This is a genomic window from Sphingobacterium sp. JB170 (assembly GCF_900163865.1).
Classification (GTDB): Bacteria; Bacteroidota; Bacteroidia; order Sphingobacteriales; family Sphingobacteriaceae; genus Sphingobacterium.
In genome coordinates this window covers 14,590-30,354 of record NZ_FUKU01000002.1, presented here as the reverse complement: position 1 = coordinate 30,354, position 15,765 = coordinate 14,590, and the positions used below count along the sequence as shown (strand labels likewise).

Sequence of the window (15,765 nt, the reverse complement as noted above, 5' to 3'; positions counted from 1 at the left end):
GCCGGGTGGTGTGAGAGGACAGATAGGGAAATAATCCCTATCTTCCTACTCGATTTTTAACAATCTTAGAAGGTAATCTTTGCAATATGTTTATCTCCTGCAAGATAAACTATATCTCCTGACTTACCCTTCGCAAGACAATGGAAGCTATCTTTAGAAATTTGTCTCCAGTTTAGCCCGCCGTCGTTCGAAATATCCGTTCCCGAAGTACCCGTTGCGATTATGCGCTCTTTGGTCAGATACTTAACGCACGATTTATAACCCGAGGTCGTTGTTTCAGGTTTTTTCCAGTTATATCCGCCATCATAAGAGATCAGTGCCGCGTCGGTAGAAACAGTATCGTTCATATAATCGCCGCCCACGGCAATGATATTCTCCTGGTCCCAACAGTCAATTGAAAATATACCGGTACTTGCTATGCCTTGAATGATAGGTACCGGAATCTTTATCACCGCAGGTTTCCTGGTCTTTCTAGTGAATAAACTAGCCGTAACTCCTCCCGTGCCGAGGTATAGATTTTTTCCTTTGAGGTGTAATGAAGTACCACTCGCGGCGAAAGCCACTTCTCCGTCGTCAGCAAACAAGTACATGACGTTGGAAACGTCGTCCCATGTTTTTCCGCGATCTTTGCTCTCTAATAATTGGAATGCCCCGTCGATAGGATCGCCAATGATAAAGCCGTGGTTACCGTCAAATTCCATTCCATCTAAAAAGATTTCGGCACGCGTATCCCGGAACACCTCTGTCCACGATTCCCCTCCATTTTGCGTAGTTAAAATTACAGCCGGACTACCCGCGGATAGCACGACCGCTGCGTTTTCTGAAAAGACTTCGATGTCTCTAAAGTCGAATGCTTCATACCCCGCAGGAGAAATCCAATGCCAAGTCTTACCGGCGTCAATGCTGCGTCCGATTTTACCACCACTGCCTGAAACCCATATCTGCTCGTCGCCCCAGCACGCTATACCGCGAAAACTTGCGCCGCTTAGTGTGGTAAGCATTTCAACGTTTTGCGCCTGTAGGCCGGTTAAACAGGCTGCTAACATAAACAAAGAACTAATTGTTTTCTTGATATATCTAATGTAATATATTGTCATTTAATTGTATATATCCGATATTTAAAGCTTCTCTTCAAGGGTAACCTCGCCTTCTCTTCCAGGAGATCCCGAGTAAATCTGTCCTTGCGGAACACCGCGTAGTCCCGACGGGGCTGTTTTAATTCGCGAGTAAATTTGGTTTAAGTCGGTCGTTGGATTCGTTGTTCTTCCGCCTGGTGTCACGTCAATGCGTAGGTAGTTTGCCGCCTTTTTATCAGTCGTTTGCGGCGTCACGCCCGAGGCTGCGTAACGAAATGTAACTTTCCCACCGTCTCCGTTATCATTGGTCCTGCTACCATTAAGCGCATCTAAACCCTTCGCAATCACATACAGCGAGCCTAGCGATTGGAGATTAATTTCGATATCAAAATTTGAAGCATTGTTCTTAGCGCCCGATCCACTGATAAATACCTTTTTGCCGATCTTGGCATATTTTACGACGAGCTTGACATCCGTCTTTCCGATGAATTGCATGGAGGATTTGTCCTTCATGATGAGCGTATCGATGTAAATTATTGCTGAGGAATCTCTTGAATTGAAATATTTTTTCTTCTTTTTACCGAGTTCTAATTTAGAAATATGTTCCTGTTGAACCTGACCGAGCGAAACACCCGAAAGGCATATCAATGCGGCAGTCAAAATATGTATGATTTTCATAGCGTACATTTTTTAATACCCTTGTTAGAATAGAATTTATAGAAATGGTTTAATTTCCCGCTACACCGGAATAAGCAGCAATAAGTTTTGCGGCTTTAACGGATGCACCTGGTGTTCCCAATTTCTCGGCTAATAGTTCGTAGTTTTCCATTACGCTCGCTCGGTGCTCTTGGTTATTGAGTAGCTCATTGAGTTCATCACCAATCGAGCGGGTGTTACAGTCTTTCTGAATGAGTTCACGCACAGATAGAAATCCATTTATCAAGTTCACCAAAGAGATAAATTCTACTTTAACCACGAGTCTTGCTATAAAAACACTAATCATATTTGCTTTATACACCACGACCTGTGGAACTTTTAATATCCCAGTTTCTAATGTCGCCGTACCACTGGTAACCACCGCTGCTTGCGCATGCTGTAGGAGGTCATACGTCTGGTTAAAAACGATATTTATAGGCAGCTCACCGATAAATTTTTTGTAATATGCATTGTCAAAGTTCGGCGCGCCAGCGACAACAAATTGATGCGCAGGAAACAAATAATGTAGATCGACCATATCGGGTAAGAGCTGCTCGATCTCCATCTTTCTACTTCCCGGAAGCAGCGCGATGATTGGCCGTTCATTTAGCCCATTACTTTGTTTGAAGCTTCTATTGGGTTTATGGGCAGCGATGGCATCTAATAGGGGATTGCCAACATAATCCACATTATAATTGAATTGTTTATAGAATTCAACTTCAAAAGGAAGGATACAAAACATATGATCTACTACCTTTTTAATTTTATGTACGCGGCCTTGGTTCCATGCCCATATCTTCGGTGAAATGTAGTAGCATACCTTAATACCCTTTTTCTTTGCAAAATCCGCAATCTTCATGTTAAAACCAGGAAAATCAATCAGAATGATCGTGTCCGGATTATAACTCGTGATATCTGCTTTAACGTTTGTTAAGTTTTTTTTTATTGCAGATAAATTCTTAATAACCTCGATAAAACCCATGAAAGCCATCTCGGAGGTGTGTATGAGCGGCACCCGACCTGCAGCGTTTCGCATCTGGTCGCCACCGACGATACGGCACTCAAACTCCGAATCGAAACCTTTGAGCGCTTCGATAAGGTTCGCTCCGTGCATATCGCCAGAGCTCTCGCCAGCAATTAGATAATACTTCATCGCGTGTTAAAAATAAATTTTAAATACCGAGTTCTATTTGAAAAACCCCACCCCATTTATTACCCTGATGATCATTTCCGAAGTCGCCGTTACTTACCGTGTAATTGGTGTTCAGCTGCAATTTCAGCCGATGCGCTTTAATATATTTGGTGAAACCTAATTCAATGACTTCAATTTGATCTTCTACCATACGGATTTGATTGTGTGGCTTAATGTAGGTGTATCTAGAGGCTATCTCGTAACCATTATTTAAAAGATAAGAGGCTTGTTGATTGGCACCCCAACCTTTAAATGCGTGCGTATGTTCATTTTCTGGTCCGTCTTTTTTATTAAACTGATCATCAACGATATTGAATGGATTATCAACATCCCTTCGCATATATTCAATTTGATAAGCAAAACCGCTGTACTTGAAAATAGCATCCGCAAAAGCTGTTTTTAATGTGAATGGATTTTGTACAAACCTGCCTGTTTGACCACCCTCACGTTTCGTACCGTCGTTGTAGCTATATCCGCCACCGATCGATAATTTTGGTTTCACTTCGCGCTCCAAGTCACCCTCGGAATAATCGCCTCCATTGGTAAACTCACCTAACGGGAGAAACTCGACTCTCCCGGTATATGCCAAACCATCGTCCGTACCATTGGCTACGCGGCCCTCCCCAGTAGAAATAGCGGCTTTTGCGTTAATAGGCATCTGCCCGATATGCTTGCTGAGGTTGAAAGAGACCCCGAAGTCGCGGTCGATTGTGAAATTTGAATTAACAAGCGATCGGTCAGCAAATTGGAGTTGCCCCGATGAATTAACACGTTGTCTGTTTCCTGGTAATTTATTCTGTCCAAATGAAATATAAAAATCATCCGTTACGTTGTAGAAAACGACCGCATCCCGAACAATATTCGCGACCCCAGTGTTATCAAAATCTTGGTCGGAGCGCGTAAACGCTAACTGCACAGAGTAGGATACTTTTGGCGTAAAGATATAACCGTCAATCCGCATCCGTAACCGGCGAATTCGGGCATCCAGATTATTGTTACTTTCACCATCCAGGACATTGTTAAATCCAAGTCGATTTTGCATCCTAAAGCGGAAATTGGTGTAAAATAAGGAATCTTTACTCATATACTGTATTCCTTTGAAATTAAGGATTGTCGCGCGGTCATCGCGTTCTTGTGCGATTGCTAGTTGCGATAAAAATAAAAGGCCTAATATTATTAATGCTAATACCGGATTGAAATTCATATGTCGTAATTAGATGTTTTAACGTAACTTAACTTGTTTAGGGAATGCCTATTGCACAAAGATAAAAGAATTGATCTTGTTCGCTGAATTAATATTAAAATTACTATCAGCAATCAGACCAGGATAGAAAAATACCGCTTTTACCGTTATATTTGTGTTGTTCTTAAAGGGGAGTTGTAGACAGTTTGATAGCGAGTGAAATTAACACCGAAAGTTTTGAGCAAGCATCGTAAAATAATCCATATCGATATGGATGCTTTTTATGCATCCGTGGAGCAGCGTGATTTCGCAGAATTACGAGGGAAGGCTCTTGCTGTGGGCGGATCGCCCGACGGACGAGGTGTGGTTGCTACAGCAAGCTACGAAGCGCGCAAGTTTGGCGTGCGTTCGGCGATGTCATCGCGTGTAGCCTTGAAGCTATGCCCGCATTTGTTATTTACGCCACCACGCTTTGAGGTGTATAAACAAGTTTCTGATCATATTCGATCTATATTTCATCGCTACACCGATATGATCGAGCCGTTATCCCTAGATGAAGCTTATCTTGATGTAACGTGTGATAAATTACAGATAGGATCTGCAATAGAGATTGCAATACAGATAAAACAAAGCATTAAGACGGAGCTAGATCTATCCTCATCGGCGGGGGTATCCGTAAATAAATTCATTGCTAAAATTGCCTCGGACTACCAAAAACCTGATGGTCTTACTTTTATTGGACCATCCAAGGTCATTCGCTTTTTAGAGTCGCTTCCCGTTGACCGTTTTTTTGGTGTAGGTAAGGTTACCGCACAAAAAATGAAAGGTATGGGAATACATACGGGCCTCGACCTGAAGGCGTTCGATGAACAAGACCTGATACGTAAATTCGGGAAATCCGGGAAGTTCTTCTATCACATGGTGCGTGGTGATGATAATCGGCCCGTACGCACGAATCGTATTACCAAGTCGATCGGTATTGAAGACACCTTTGCGACAGATATTAAAGAACCGCTGGACATGCTCCAAGAGCTTCAACGGCTATGTGATAAACTGGATAAACGTCTGGAAAGTAAAAGCAAACAAGGGCGAACTGTGACCGTAAAGATAAAGTTTTCCGACTTCACCCAGGTAACTCGTAGTAAAACATCATCCTATTATATGCAAAATAGCGAAGATATATTTAAGCAAGTTCAAGCGCTTTTTGCAACGGTCAATTTCGACGAAAAGCGCGTACGCCTGTTGGGCGTGACGCTGTCAAATTTTTATGATGCCGACTTGGAGCGTCTAAATAACCCGCAGCTCCGGTTGTTTTAACCGCTGTTTTTAGTGAAAAAGGCACCTAAAGCTCTTTCCGTAAACGCGCAACAGGTATATTCATTGCTTCACGGTATTTCGCAACCGTCCGCCTTGCAATTGTATAGCCTTTTTCTTTTAAAATATCGGTTAATTTTTCATCAGCAAGTGGTTTGCGCTTGTCCTCATTGGCGATACACTCTTCCAATATTTTCTTTACTTCTTTGTTGGATACTTCTTCACCCGAATCAGTTTGGATCGCTTCGGAAAAGAATGACTTTAACAGAAACGTACCGAACTCCGTTTGCACATATTTAGAGTTAGCAACACGCGAAACGGTGGAAATATCCATCTCAATTCGATCTGCTATATCCTTTAGAATCATTGGTCGTAAAAGTTTTTCGTCGCCAGTAAGGAAATACTCGTATTGATACTCCATGATCGCATTCATTGTTTTAAGAAGTGTTTGTTGACGTTGTTTGATAGCGTCGATAAACCATTTCGCAGAATCCAATTTTTGTTTCACAAACTGAACCGCTTCCTTCATTTTTTTGTCGTTCTTCTCGGCCTTTTCGTAGTGTTCGAACATCTCCTGATAGGAACGCGAAACCCGTAGTTCTGGCGCATTTCGACCGTTGAGGGTGAGGTGAAGGGAGCCATCGTTGTTACTAATATGAAAGTCCGGGATAATATGCAGCTGTTTGCCTGCAACGGCGCCAGAATCACCAGGCTTTGGGTTTAGCTTTAGGATCTCATTGATGATGTTTCTAAGTTCCGTAGAGTCAACATTTAGTTGCTTTTCGATTTTGTCGTAATGCTTTTTGGTGAACTCTGGAAGATAGTTTTCAACAACCTTAATCGCTTGACTTATACCGTCATTATCCTGGTCCTTTTTATTTAATTGTATAAGTAAGCACTCTTGTAAATCTCGCGCTCCGATTCCGGCCGGCTCGAAATCTTGGATGATTTTCAATACAGACTCTACTTCTTGTTCGCTAGCAGAAGCATTTTGTGCAAAAGCTAAATCGTCAATTAACGAATGTACCGGTCTGCGCAAATAGCCGTCGTCGTCCAGACTGCCAATGATTTGCTGGCCGATCAGGTAATCCTGGTCCGACAGAGCGAGTAAGTCTAGTTGGTTCTGCAAGGTTTCAAAAAAAGAATCCTGAATAGCGATGGGCATTTCCTTCTTGTCTTCATCGTCATCAGGACTGTAGTTGCTTGAATAGTCGTTGTAGTCGTCGTCTTGTATATACTCATCAACGCTAAATTCTTCTTCATATTCGGCCGCCGGTTCCTCGAACTTTTCGTCCGGGTCCGCGTCAGGATACTCCTCTACGGGGTCGTTCATATTCGTTAAGCTACCATCTTCCAAAGCGGGGTTTTCTTCAAGTTCTTCTTTGATACGAGCATCAAGCGATACAGTTGGTACCTGTAACAGTTTGATGAACTGTATTTGTTGAGGAGATAGCTTTTGTAATAATTTTTGCTGTAGAGTTTGCTTTAACATTCTTGGATCCGTATAAATTGATTGTAAAAATACTTAATTTAATCTAAAAAGTAAATGGGACGGGGTTAGCAGATTTTTTTTAAGGTATAATTATTGTGGAGAAGCGTAGCAAAACGATGAATCTTAGCGGAGTCTGAAAATGTTAAATTTAGTTAATTTCGATCGGCGACCTGCTGTTTTTTCGGTTTAACAATCCCTTTTTGAAAAACAATCTACATCTTTACCGTATGTTTAGAAGGGTTAAAAGCAAAGTTCTGCGCGTAATTTTGATCGCGATATATAGCTTGATTGTGATAGTCTGTGCGGTGCAATTAAATTTTTTATGGCTTTTTGGTTATTCGCCAACAAAAGAGGATATAGTGCTTCCCACCTTACAAATTTCATCTGAATTGTATACCGCTGATTCGGTTTTAATTGGAAAATTCTATCACCAAGACAGGGATCCCGTACCCTTTGATAGCATTTCCGAAAACATTCTTAATGCTTTAATTGCCACTGAAGATGTTCGGTTTTATGAACACAGTGGGGTCGACGTAATAGGCGTGATTTCAGGCGTGGCCTCTACTATTATGGGGGATAAACGAGGTGGCAGCACGATTACCCAGCAACTGGCTAAAAATTTATACCGAACGCGGTATGAACAGCAGCAAGGTCTACTCGGGAAGATACCCGGACTCGGGATGGTAGTCACCAAGTTTAAAGAATGGATGACCGCTTATAAACTGGAGAATCGGTACACCAAAACCGAAATAATTACGATGTACCTCAATACCGTCTCGTTTAGTAACAATGCTTACGGCATCAAGTCGGCCTCGGTACGATATTTCAATAAACTGCCCAAAGACCTAAAGGCCACAGAGGCAGCCGTGCTGGTGGGCATGCTAAAGGGTACAACGTTTTATAACCCCATTCGTAACCCAAACAATTCGCGCGAGCGGCGGAATGTTGTACTCGCGCAAATGCATAAGGAAGGTTATCTTTCAAATGCAGACTACGGCACATTTAAGCAAGAACCACTCGAGCTCGATCTGAACAACCAAGAGGAGCGTGGTGCGAACGATTCTTATATTCGTACGGCGGTTCGAAAATGGCTCGAGAAATGGGGGGAAGAGAATGACATTGATATCTATACCTCAGGGCTGAAGATCTATACAACAATTGACTCTCGGATGCAGGCGATTGCCGAAGGAATTGTCGAGGAACAGATGAAAGAACTGCAACAGAGGCTGGACAACAGCTGGGCAAACGAACTGCCGTGGCGCGATAAACAAAATGAGGTTATTCCAGATTTCTTAGAAGATCGGGCGCGCAGACTTCCAGCCTATGCTTCTTTAATGAAAATGTTCAAAGACGACGAGCAAAAAGTATTTCAAGAGTTGAATAAGCCTAAAACGATGTCGATATTCACTTGGGATGGTGACCAAACCGTAGAGCTTTCCACAATGGATTCATTAAAGCATTATCTGACAATGCTAAATACCGGCATGGTCGCAATGGACCCTTACAATGGCGAAATTAAAGTTTGGATTGGGGGCATTGATCATACGCACTACAAGTTTGACCACGTGAATCAATCCAAACGGCAAGCGGGATCAACCTTCAAACCTTTTGTCTATCTGACGGCGCTGGAGAATGGGCTTACACCCTGCGACACCTACGAGGATAAACCTGTGCGACTCGACTTTGTGAATAAGCAAGGCGAGAAGGAGGTATGGGAACCTAAAAATGCAGATTGGAGCTTTTCTTATCGCAACATGTCGCTTCGCTGGGCAATGGCGCGTTCGTTAAATACAATTACGGCGCAAATAACCCGTGATGTTGGATGGGATAGTATTGTAGAGACGGCGAAACGTACGGGAATTGAGAGTCATTTGGAATCCGTTCCGTCGGTTGGATTGGGTTCAAATGATGTTTCGGTACTTGAGATGGCAAATGCGTATTCGACATTTATCAACGCCGGTAAGCGTAACGAGCCCGTACTGGTTTCTAGAATATACAATCATAAGGGTAAAGAGATAGCACATTTTAAAACAAAACAGGAACAAGTTGTAGATCCCGAAGATGCGTGGCTGATGACCTATATGCTTCGCGGTACGATTGAAGAACCAAATGGTACATCCCAAGCACTTTGGGAGTGGGACCTATTCGGCGAAAATAATCAAATAGGCGGCAAAACGGGGACTTCTTCGGACTATGTTGATGGTTGGTATATGGGCATAACAAAGGATTTAGTGACAGGAGTTTGGGTTGGCTGTGATGAACAAAGTATTCATTTCAAAAATTCGCAAACCGGTGAAGGGTCCAAAACAGCACTCCCAATATACGCGCGTTTCATGGAAGCCTTATACAAGACACCCGAGTTAGGTATCACCAAGGGTGAATTACCCGCAGCGACCGTGGAGATATCCAAGAAGTATAACTGTCCATCCCCACGCATCCGCGTGCCAGCGCCAACTGACAGCCTGCTAAACGAGGGGACCGATGCGCCGGGCTTACCAACAATATTGCGATTACCTGAAGTAGGAATGTAAAATGATAAATTTGTAATTTTGATTTAAGGAACAAATAACGACCTGATAAACGATGAAACTAAATTATCGACCAACATTAATGAAGGCTAATTATTGGTGCATCATGTTATCGCTAATTTTATTGCTTCCAAACTTGGCGTGGGCTCAATACTTCGGTCAAAATAAAATGCGTTATAAAAAGCTTGACTTCACCGTCAAACAGACGCCGCATTTTGATATGTACAGTTACCTGAAAAACGACAGTATGGTCACTTGGCTTGCGAAAGAGGCCGAAGTATGGTACGGTTTGCATCAACAGGTGTTTCAGGATACCTTTCTACGTAAAAATCCGCTAATTATCTATAATAATCATCCCGAGTTTCAGCAGACAACAGCAATTCAAGGTGAGATTTCTGTCGGTACGGGAGGCGTAACAGAGGCGTTTAAACAACGTGTTGTCATGCCTGTGATGCAGATTAATCAGCAAACACGTCATGTGTTGGGTCATGAGATGGTACATGCATTTCAATATCGTTTATTGATGGAGGGAAATGACACGACGCGGCTGGAGAGCGTCAGAAACATTCCTTTATGGATGGTAGAAGGGATGGCAGAATATTTATCGGTGGGTAAAAAAGACGCTTTTACGGCAATGTGGATGCGCGATGCTTACTCCCGCAGAGACATACCTTCATTAAAACAATTAACCGAACAATCTCATAATTATTTCCCATATCGATATGGACAGGCATTCTTTGCATACGTGGGAGCGACGTACGGTGACACGATCATCATGCCTTTATTCTTAGAAACAGCTAAATATGGCTATGAAGTCGCCATGAAGCGTGTGTTCGGCTACGATGCTCAAACAATGAGTACGCTTTGGCGCAACAGTATGGAAACGACCTTTAGCTCGCTGAATAAAGATACCACGTCCAACCCGATTGGGCAAGCCCTAATCACGCAAAGGAACGGCGGACGGATGAATGTTGCTCCGGCGATATCACCCGACGGTAATCTTGTTGCTTTTATGTCCGAAAAAGACCTGTTTAGTATCGATCTGTTTCTTGCCGATGCCCATACTGGTGAGATCATACGTAAGTTAGGTAGCAGAACTACGAGTAAAGATATTGATGAATTTAGTTACTTGGAATCTGCAGGTGATTTTTCTGCAGACTCCAAGCGTTTTGCCTTCAGCGTTTTCAGCGATGGTAAGAATAAATTGATGGTTGTCGATGTGCAATCCGGTAAAACACTCGGCTTAGTGACAATGGGAGAGATTGTAGAGTTCACAAACATTTCCTTTTCCCCGCAGGGAAACCGCGTAGCATTTTCGGGCCTCAAAAATGGGCATAGTGATATTTTTGTCTATGATTACCAAAACAAGGAGCTTATTCAACTTACTGACGATAAATATTCCGATTTTCAGCCTAGCTTCTCTCCAGATGGCAAGAAAATAGTGTTTAGTACGGATCGAGCTTCCTTTGATAACTCGAGCCGATCTGTCGATATCCCGCTCGGATTAGCGCTCTTGGATGTCGACGAACGAACGGTCGAAAATATAAACGTGTTTCCGGGCGCGAACAATTTGAATCCTCATTTTTCAGGTGACGGGAAATCCATATTCTTTTTATCCAATGGCGACGGTTTTCGTAACCTATTTCGATACGTCCTCGCAGGAAACACGACCGAACAATTGACGGATTACTTCACCGGGATAAGCGGTATCACGGAGTATTCGCCTGCCTTGAGCGTATCGAATGATGACGATATTGTATATTCCTATTTTAAAGGCAACCAATACAACATTTACAAGGCCAATATTTCTGAATTTTCGGCTCGTCCTGCAAATGCTCAAAAGAGTGATTTTACGGCTGCTATGCTTCCTCCATATGTGAATCGCGGGGTGAATGTTGTCAACACGAATCTTTCCAATTTTGAGGTGTATAAACGGATCGACACCGCACTGATACATCCGGTGCCGTACCGATCAAAGTTTAAACTTGACTATGTCGCTAATTCGGGCGTGGGGATGACAATCGGATCGCGCTACGGCGCAGGAATGGCCGGTGGTATTTTCGGGACATTTTCCGATATTTTGGGGTATAATCAGATATATAGCTCCTTAAACATTAATGGTGAACTGTACGATTTCGGGGGGCAGATCGCTTATGTAAATCAAAGAAGTAGGTGGAATTGGGGTGGTTCGGTGTCTCATATCCCTTATCGCTATGGCTTTCGAGAGTATGCGACGGAAGATCTCGGTAATGGCGACGAACTGGTGATGAACGATTATCTGATTCGTCAGTTCGAAACGCAGCTTGATGCGTTTGTCGCCTATCCGTTTAATCGCGATCACCGTTTCGAAATAGGGGGCGCCTTAGCACGCTATGGTTACCGTGCCGAGAAATGGTCGCGCAGCTACGATTACGGATACGGTGACCGTGAAAAGCTATCGAATACAGAGGCGCAATCCTTAGGGCTTGGTGATCTCAGTCCGCTAACCGTTGAGCAGCTCAGCGCGTCACTGATCGGCGATAAATCCGTGTTCGGTATGACCGCTCCCTTAGAAGGGTTTCGTTACCGTCTTGGTGTAGGGCAGTACTTTGGTGATTTAAGCTTTACCAATTACACGATCGATCTTCGCCGCTACTTTCGCTTCAAACCCATCACCTTAGCCGGACGCGTGTATAGTTACATCCGCTCGGGTAAAGATGATGAACGTTTAAGAGGTAATTATATTGGCTATCCATTCTTTGTACGTGGATTTGATAGCATGTCTCCAGATAAAGTAGGAAATCTTTCGTACAATGATTTAATGGGCTCGCGGGTAGTGGTCGCTAATTTTGAAATTCGGTTACCATTTACCGGACCGGAGAAGCTGGCCGCGGTAAAATCGAACTTTTTATTTTCCGATCTTAACTTGTTTTTCGATGCAGGACTGGCTTGGAATAAAGGAAATAAAATTGTAGGTTCGATCGATGATAAGCCGCTAGTGGAGCAGACCGATAACCAAGATAATCCAATTTTAAATGACGGTTCGCCACTTATGGTATATGACCCTAACTACCGCGTACCGGTGATGAGCGCAGGGGTATCGGTGCGAGTGAATTTATTTGGAGCGATGATTATTGAACCTTACTATGCGGTGCCATTTGTAAAGTCGAGAACAAAATTTGGAACCTTTGGATTAAACTTTATGCCTGGCTGGTAGTCAGATATAATAGATAGTGAGGTTGATTTTGATGGGATAAGGTTGTTAAGGTCGTTGTTTGTGCATTAGGCATAAACAACGACTTTTTTCGTTTCTATTGGCGATGTCAAAGGAACGAGGTTTAACCAATTTGGATTTTTCATACGAATAATACGTTCACGCTGCATTCGTGTAAATTGCTGTAGCTCTTGTTGGCGCTGTTTGGCCTCGTTTTGCGTTTGGAAATTCGCGATATAAACAATATTGCTCAATTTTGTTGCTTTGCCAAATAATATAGTAGCTGAATTTTTGATCTCATGCAACCTATTTGTGATATCTGTACAGTAACCGACCTCTAGGTAAGCTCTATTGCTATCGGTAATGATGTATACGCTGTGTTTCATTTCTGTGTTTATGACTAATATATTTGGCGGTACTAAATTAAATACCTAACTTTATTGGCACAATAATACTAATAGTTTTAGTTGTAACAAAATTTTTTATAAAAATATGTCAAATTTCGGGACCAATCTTAAATTTTTAAGAAAGCAGAAACGCCTCTCACAACAGGCTTTATCAGATGAATTGGGGGTAAAACGTCCATCCATTGGGGCGTATGAAGAACTGCGAGCTGAGCCCAATTTCGATATGCTAAAAAAAATGGCAGATTTTTTTGAGATCTCCATGGATGAGTTTACCCAAGAGGTGATTGATGCGGACTGGAAACCTAAAGCTCGCAATGGCAATTCGGGTTTTCGCGTACTTAGTATAACGGTTGATCCAGAAGAAAAACAAAACATTGAGTTTGTGCCGGTAAAAGCAAGTGCAGGCTATACGAATGGGTACGGCGATCCCGAGTACGTTAGCTCGTTACAGAAGTTCTCACTTCCCATGTTTAACCAAGGGACATATCGTGCTTTCGAGATAAAAGGAGATTCAATGTTGCCCTTAGAGTCAGGGACGATGATTATCACGGAATATGTTGAAGATTGGAAGGCAATGAAGGCAAACGACACTTACGTTATTATTACCAATTCAGAAGGTATTGTCTACAAACGACTAGGACAGAAGTACAATGAGAGTAAAGGGGTGAAGCTCGTCTCGGATAACCCCTCTTTTTCGCCGTACTGGGTCGAGCCACAAGATATCTTAGAGATATGGAAAGCAAAAGCATTTATAAGTAAAGACTTTCCAGTACCAAATTCGACGCCTACGTTGGAAACCTTATCGTCGATGATGGCGCAAATGCAAAAGACTATTGTGGAAGTAGTGAATAATAAATAAAGACAGGTTTGTATCTTTAAAAGAATATCTGTACTTTTGTAATATCTTAGAAAGAGGGGGCATGGTATGCCCCCTTTTTTAATTCAATCACGGAATTTAGACATGCAAATAGAAGAAAGAGTACGTGCACTTGTGGAAGAAAAGATCGCAGATCGTGAGGATTTGTTCATTGTCTCTATTAAGATGCAGCGTAACGGTTTATTAGAAATATCAATTGATGGGGATCAAGGTGTACCGATAGAAGACTGTGCAAAAATTAGTCGGCATGTTGGGTTTCATTTGGAAGAGGAAAATGCGATTGAAGCGGCCTACCGTTTAGAAGTATCTTCCCCAGGTGTGGATACCCCCTTACTGCTACATCGACAGTATGTTAAAAATATTGGCCGCTTAATCCGCATTACTGGAGTTGATGGGCAGAAAATAGAAGGGGAGTTAACGCAGGTTAATGATACGTCGATCACGATCAATCAAAAAATAAAGGAAAAAGGGAAAAAAGCGACAACACAGGATCGTGAGATTCCTTTTACAGATATAACAGAAACAAAGGTGTTAATTTCATTTAAATAAAAATGAGCAGCAATATCAATTTGATAGACTCTTTCCAAGAGTTCAAGGACTTTAAGAATATCGACCGCCCAACTGTGATCACAGTTTTGGAAGAAGTCTTCCGGAGCATGATCCGCAAACGTTACGGAACCGATGAAAATGTGGATGTAATTGTGAACCCTGATAACGGGGATTTAGAGATTTGGAGAACTCGCGTTGTCATGGAAGATGGCTTTTCTGAGGATGACGACCTAGAAATTGAGTTAGCTGAAGTACATCAGTATGACCCAGATTTAGAAGTCGGCGATGATTATATTGAACAGGTAACCTTGGAGAGCTTTGGGCGCCGCGCTATATTAGCAGCGCGTCAGACATTAGTTTCTAAGATTCTTGAACTCGAGAAGGATGAAGTATTCAAAAAGTATAAAGATCGTGAAGGCGAACTTGTAATTGGCGAGGTTTATCAAATTTGGAAAAAAGAGATTTTGGTATTGGATGAAGACGGAAACGAACTTATTCTTCCAAAATCTGAACAGATACCTGCTGATTATTTCAAAAAGGGAGATAATATTCGTGCAGTAGTTTCTAAGGTTGATATGATGAATAACAATCCGAAGATTATTATCTCACGAACAGTGCCGGAATTTTTACAACGTTTATTCGAATTAGAGGTTCCAGAGATTTTTGATGGCCTCATTACGATTAAGAAAATCGTTCGTGAACCGGGAGAACGAGCGAAGGTGGCAGTAGAATCATACGACGATCGTATCGATCCAGTAGGTGCGTGTGTGGGTATGAAAGGATCACGTATCCACGGTATCGTACGCGAGTTACGTAACGAGAATATCGATGTGATTAATTTCACGTCAAACAATTCATTATACATCACCCGTGCACTGAGCCCGGCGCGAATCTCCTCTATTAAAATTGATGACGATAATGGGACAGCGGCTGTTTACCTAAAACCAGACCAAGTATCATTAGCTATCGGTCGTGGTGGTCATAACATTAAGTTAGCAGGTAAATTGACTGGATACGAAATCGACGTATACCGTGAAAATGATGAAATAGAAGAAGATGTGGATATCGAAGAATTCGCAGATGAAATAGACAGCTGGATAATTGACGAACTGAAGCGAGTGGGGCTGGATACAGCCAAATCGGTTCTTGGTTTAACGCATGAAGAACTTGCCAGAAGAACAGACCTTGAGGATGATACTATCATTGAGATTGTTCGCGTGCTTCAATCCGAGTTCGAATAGTGCGCTGTCGGGGCATA

At 42.5% G+C, this 15,765-nt stretch carries 12 protein-coding genes; 6 read left to right on the top strand and 6 right to left on the bottom strand.

Translation table 11 applies throughout. From position 1 onward, the window contains the following. Positions 1 to 65: 65 nt before the first annotated feature. From FM107_RS00110 to FM107_RS00095, 4 genes are all read right to left on the bottom strand, one after another. Positions 66 to 1,046, bottom strand: a complete 981-nt coding sequence (locus FM107_RS00110; RefSeq protein WP_086946493.1) for a YCF48-related protein — start codon at positions 1,044 to 1,046, stop codon at positions 66 to 68. 72 nt (positions 1,047 to 1,118) lie between these two features. After that, entirely contained in the window at positions 1,119 to 1,754 is a 636-nt protein-coding gene (locus FM107_RS00105) for a hypothetical protein (protein WP_086946499.1), read from the bottom strand. Positions 1,755 to 1,803: 49 nt separating this feature from the next. Next, positions 1,804 to 2,925, bottom strand: coding sequence for a lipid-A-disaccharide synthase (gene lpxB / locus FM107_RS00100; protein WP_086946492.1), 1,122 nt, complete (start codon positions 2,923 to 2,925; stop codon positions 1,804 to 1,806). A 19-nt stretch (positions 2,926 to 2,944) separates the two neighbouring features. After that, entirely contained in the window at positions 2,945 to 4,168 is a 1,224-nt protein-coding gene (locus tag FM107_RS00095; protein WP_086946491.1) for a porin, read from the bottom strand. 216 nt (positions 4,169 to 4,384) lie between these two features. Here FM107_RS00095 and dinB point away from each other — a divergent pair, with 216 nt between their 5' ends. Continuing rightward, the gene (gene dinB, locus FM107_RS00090; RefSeq protein WP_086946498.1) at positions 4,385 to 5,464 is read left to right on the top strand and encodes a DNA polymerase IV; all 1,080 of its coding nucleotides are present in this window, start codon (positions 4,385 to 4,387) and stop codon (positions 5,462 to 5,464) included. Between the two features lie 25 nt (positions 5,465 to 5,489). Here the strand turns inward: dinB and rpoN are convergent, their stop codons facing one another. Beyond that, entirely contained in the window at positions 5,490 to 6,953 is a 1,464-nt protein-coding gene (gene rpoN / locus FM107_RS00085; RefSeq protein ID WP_086946490.1) for an RNA polymerase factor sigma-54, read from the bottom strand. Positions 6,954 to 7,153: 200 nt separating this feature from the next. Between rpoN and FM107_RS00080 the strand changes: the two genes are divergently transcribed. Continuing rightward, complete coding sequence (locus tag FM107_RS00080; protein WP_256959242.1) at positions 7,154 to 9,484, top strand: penicillin-binding protein 1A; 2,331 nt, start codon at positions 7,154 to 7,156, stop codon at positions 9,482 to 9,484. 52 nt (positions 9,485 to 9,536) lie between these two features. Next, positions 9,537 to 12,677, top strand: a complete 3,141-nt coding sequence (locus FM107_RS00075) for a DPP IV N-terminal domain-containing protein (protein WP_256959241.1) — start codon at positions 9,537 to 9,539, stop codon at positions 12,675 to 12,677. 65 nt (positions 12,678 to 12,742) lie between these two features. Here the strand turns inward: FM107_RS00075 and FM107_RS00070 are convergent, their stop codons facing one another. Continuing rightward, positions 12,743 to 13,060 carry a hypothetical protein gene (locus FM107_RS00070; RefSeq protein WP_086946488.1) on the bottom strand — a complete coding sequence of 106 codons (318 nt, stop codon included), beginning with the start codon at positions 13,058 to 13,060 and terminating at the stop codon, positions 12,743 to 12,745. Between the two features lie 106 nt (positions 13,061 to 13,166). Between FM107_RS00070 and FM107_RS00065 the strand changes: the two genes are divergently transcribed. The 3 genes from FM107_RS00065 to nusA all read left to right on the top strand — a co-directional run bounded on the left by FM107_RS00065 (position 13,167) and on the right by nusA (position 15,748). After that, positions 13,167 to 13,940, top strand: coding sequence for a LexA family transcriptional regulator (locus tag FM107_RS00065; RefSeq protein WP_086946487.1), 774 nt, complete (start codon positions 13,167 to 13,169; stop codon positions 13,938 to 13,940). Between the two features lie 102 nt (positions 13,941 to 14,042). Continuing rightward, positions 14,043 to 14,507, top strand: coding sequence for a ribosome assembly cofactor RimP (rimP, locus tag FM107_RS00060; protein WP_086946496.1), 465 nt, complete (start codon positions 14,043 to 14,045; stop codon positions 14,505 to 14,507). A gap of 2 nt (positions 14,508 to 14,509) precedes the next feature. After that, positions 14,510 to 15,748: a transcription termination factor NusA gene (nusA, locus tag FM107_RS00055; protein ID WP_086946486.1), complete on the top strand. Its 1,239-nt coding sequence runs from the start codon at positions 14,510 to 14,512 to the stop codon at positions 15,746 to 15,748. Positions 15,749 to 15,765: the final 17 nt, after the last annotated feature.

Excerpts from the sequence above, each read along its gene's own strand:
- FM107_RS00110 (WP_086946493.1), bottom strand. The coding sequence starts at position 1,046 with ATGTTAGCAGCCTGTTTAACCGGCCTACAGGCGCAAAACGTTGAAATG.
- FM107_RS00105 (WP_086946499.1), bottom strand. The coding sequence starts at position 1,754 with ATGAAAATCATACATATTTTGACTGCCGCATTGATATGCCTTTCGGGT.
- lpxB (WP_086946492.1), bottom strand. The coding sequence starts at position 2,925 with ATGAAGTATTATCTAATTGCTGGCGAGAGCTCTGGCGATATGCACGGA.
- FM107_RS00095 (WP_086946491.1), bottom strand. The coding sequence starts at position 4,168 with ATGAATTTCAATCCGGTATTAGCATTAATAATATTAGGCCTTTTATTT.
- rpoN (WP_086946490.1), bottom strand. The coding sequence starts at position 6,953 with ATGTTAAAGCAAACTCTACAGCAAAAATTATTACAAAAGCTATCTCCT.
- FM107_RS00075 (WP_256959241.1), top strand. The coding sequence starts at position 9,537 with ATGAAACTAAATTATCGACCAACATTAATGAAGGCTAATTATTGGTGC.
- FM107_RS00070 (WP_086946488.1), bottom strand. The coding sequence starts at position 13,060 with ATGAAACACAGCGTATACATCATTACCGATAGCAATAGAGCTTACCTA.
- FM107_RS00065 (WP_086946487.1), top strand. The coding sequence starts at position 13,167 with ATGTCAAATTTCGGGACCAATCTTAAATTTTTAAGAAAGCAGAAACGC.
- rimP (WP_086946496.1), top strand. The coding sequence starts at position 14,043 with ATGCAAATAGAAGAAAGAGTACGTGCACTTGTGGAAGAAAAGATCGCA.
- nusA (WP_086946486.1), top strand. The coding sequence starts at position 14,510 with ATGAGCAGCAATATCAATTTGATAGACTCTTTCCAAGAGTTCAAGGAC.